3 protein-coding genes and 1 pseudogene are annotated in these 3,105 nt (G+C 40.2%); all 4 read right to left on the reverse strand.

Going from position 1 to position 3,105, the window contains the following annotated elements; all coding sequences use genetic code 11:
• Positions 1–202 (reverse strand): annotated as a pseudogene (locus tag WAM07_RS10965) (phosphate ABC transporter ATP-binding protein); the annotation flags it as partial.
• 24 nt (positions 203–226) lie between these two features.
• The gene (gene pstA / locus WAM07_RS10970) at positions 227–1,105 is read right to left on the reverse strand and encodes a phosphate ABC transporter permease PstA (RefSeq protein ID WP_422166817.1); all 879 of its coding nucleotides are present in this window, start codon (positions 1,103–1,105) and stop codon (positions 227–229) included.
• Positions 1,105–2,052 (reverse strand): phosphate ABC transporter permease subunit PstC, encoded by a 948-nt coding sequence (gene pstC / locus WAM07_RS10975; protein WP_422166819.1) that lies wholly within the window; start codon positions 2,050–2,052, stop codon positions 1,105–1,107. Before pstC ends, pstA begins: the two co-directional genes overlap by 1 nt.
• A 78-nt stretch (positions 2,053–2,130) precedes the next feature.
• Positions 2,131–3,105: phosphate ABC transporter substrate-binding protein PstS family protein (locus WAM07_RS10980; protein WP_422166821.1), on the reverse strand; the 975-nt coding region annotated here is incomplete at its 5' end.

Genomic DNA, 3,105 nt, shown 5'->3' on the forward strand with positions numbered 1-3,105 from the left:
TAATGGCTGTTACCCGTTTTTCTGGAATATCCATATTGATTTCATAAAGCGCTTGATTGCTTCCATACCATAAATTCAAATCTTCTACTTGCATAACATTTTTACTATCTCTCTTTTTCTGTTTATCTTTTCTCTCAACAACAGGTTTTGCGGTTACGCTACCTGTTTTGGTCTCCTGTGTTTCTTCACTGATTTTAGTCATTGTGAAACCCCTCCTCATCCTTGATTAAAGACGCTGTTGAAATTTGTTACGAATTAATACGGCAATTGAATTCATTAATAGCAGGACTGCTAATAGTACGATAATACCTGCTCCGGCTACAAACTGCCATTCTTCCTGAGGTCTTCCGGTCCAGTTGTAGATCTGGATCGGCATAACTGTATACTTTGCAAGCAATGAATCTGGAAGCGTATAAATGGCTGTAGCAGCTCCGACAATAATTAATGGTGCTGTTTCCCCAATAGCCCTTGAAAGAGCGATAATAGTCCCAGTCAGGATACCAGGAAGTGCTGCAGGCAGAATCACACGTGCGATCGTCTGCCATTTAGAGGCCCCCATCCCTAATGAAGCTTGATGCAGGTCAATAGGTACCGATCTTAAAGCTTCCTGGGCGGATACTACAATAACTGGCAATATCAGTAACGCCATCGTTAAACCTCCGGCAATTAAAGTATAACCAAAGTTAAACATATAAACAAAGAAGGTAAGACCTAATAACCCAAATACAATAGATGGTACACCTGCTAAGTTCGAGATGTTCACTCTTATAAATTCTGTAAACTTATTTTGCGACGCGTACTCCTCTAAATAAATAGCAGATGCTACCCCTATCACGACAGAGAAAATCGCAACTATAACCATTAACATAATGGATCCTATCATTCCTATCCAAATTCCTGCTTCTTCTGGATAAGGAGCTGGTCCACTAGTTAGATAATTCCAGTTTAAATAACCAATTCCTTGAGTCAATACGCGGTAAAAAAGCAGTACTAGAAAAATAAGACCAACGGAGGTAGCTAGAAAGAACAAACCCATCATTATCTTATTTTTTAATACTCTTCCTTTCATTCGTTTCTTGATGCCTTCTTCATTTTGTCCAAGCATTAATATTCCTCCCTGAACTTACGTGAAATATACTGTGCTAACAAGTTCATACCCAGGGTGAAGACGAATAGCGTCATTCCAACTGCATATAAACTATAATAGATCGTAGAGCCAAACGTTGTATCCCCCGTAGCAGCCTGTACAATAAAAGCTGTCATCGTCTGAATAGACTCTGTGGGATCAAACGTTAAGTTCGGTGTAGCTCCTGCAGCAATTGTTACAATCATAGTTTCACCAATTGCACGGGAGATAGCCAGCACGATTGAGGCAACGATTCCCGAAAGCGCAGCAGGAAGTACAACCTTATATACAACTTCGAGCTTTGTCGCTCCAAGACCGTATGCTCCTTCACGAAGTGAGTTTGGTACAGAGTTCATTGCATCTTCTGATAAAGAAGCTACCATTGGAATAATCATAATCCCAACAACAAATCCACCGCTTAAAGCGTTGAAAATGCCTAGATCAGGAATAATACTTTGGAACATTGGAGTTACGAACGTTAAAGCAAAGTAACCGTAAACAACAGTAGGAATTCCTGCTAAAACCTCCAAAATTGGTTTAATCACACGTCTCACCTTGTCGTTAGCGTACTCACTCAAAAATATGGCTGACATAAGACCTAATGGGACAGCGACAACTGTTGCGATCAATGTAATGAGTAAGGTTCCACCAATGAGTGGTGCAACTCCAAAATCACCCGACCACGGCGACCAGTTTGTCCCTGTATAGAAATCAATCATAGATACATTAGAAAAGAAACCAATAGACTCACGTAGTAAAGTAAATAATATACCGACTGTTGTTAGTACGCTGATAATAGCACACAACAGCAAAAACCATGGAATAATCTTCTCTACACGCTGTCCAAACGTTGTCTTTTGTTTGTTTCTTTCAATTAGATCCTGGACATTTAATTTATTTCCCTCTGACTGTAAACCTTTGTCCATTTTCAAACTCCTCTCATCCATAAGGCAAGGTGAGACCAATGACTGGCCTCACCTACCCTTTTAGGTTTTAAAAATCAGTTATTCAGCCCAGCCTTTAACCTTATCTAGCTGTTCTGTATATTTCTCTTCAGGAAGAGCAACATATCCAACTTCTTCAGCAGCTTTTCCTGCATTGTTTAATGTGTACTCAACGAAGTCACGAACTTGTGGCTTGTTCTTATAAGACTCTACGTTCACATAAGTGAATAGTGGGCGGGAAAGTGGAGTGTAAGAACCGTCTTGAATAGTTTCACCAGAAGGTTTTACAGGTTCAGCATCCCCTTCAGCAATTCCCAGAACTTTTAGGGCATCTTTATTTTCCGCATAGTAAGCATAACCGAAGAATCCGATTGCATTCGGGTTATTTTCAATTCCGCGTACTAGAACGTTGTCATCTTCAGAAAGAGTTGTATTTTCTCCTTCTTTCATAGGTTTTTCTTCAAGAATAACTTCATTGAAATAATCGAAAGTACCTGAATCATGCCCAGGGGCGAAGATTTCAATTTGTTCATCCGGCCATTCCGGATTAATGTCAGACCACATTTGTGCATCAGAAGATTCAAGGAAAATTTGTTTTAGTTGTTCAATTGTAAGGTTTTCAACGAAATCATTTTTTGCACTAACTGCTACAGACAGACCGTCGTAAGCAAGAGTCAGCGGCTCAAGCTGAACGCCATTTTCTTCAGCAATTTTCTTCTCTTCTTCTTTAATTTCACGAGAAGCATTACTTAGGTCAATTTCACCTTTAGTGGATTTCTTGAAACCACCACCGGAACCTGAACTGTTTAGAGATGTCTCAACTTCAGGAGCCTCTTCACGATAGCTGAACGTAAGGTTTTCCATAATTGGGTAAACCGTAGAAGAACCATCGATTGCAATTGGACCAGCAACTTCCTCTCCTGATTCATTAGAACTTCCCTCATCAGAATTTCCTTCGTCACCGCTGGCATCATCGCCAGAACCGCTACATGCAGCAAGTGCTCCAAGCACTAAAATAAATGCAAACATTAGTGC

The sequence above is a fragment of the Halobacillus sp. genome, assembly GCF_049282395.1.
Taxonomy (GTDB): Bacteria; Bacillota; Bacilli; order Bacillales; family Halobacillaceae; genus Halobacillus.

What these genes read in the sequence shown, in the direction of transcription:
- pstA (WP_422166817.1), bottom strand. Translation starts at nt 1,105, where the DNA reads ATGCTTGGACAAAATGAAGAAGGCATCAAGAAACGAATGAAAGGAAGA.
- pstC (WP_422166819.1), bottom strand. Translation starts at nt 2,052, where the DNA reads ATGGACAAAGGTTTACAGTCAGAGGGAAATAAATTAAATGTCCAGGAT.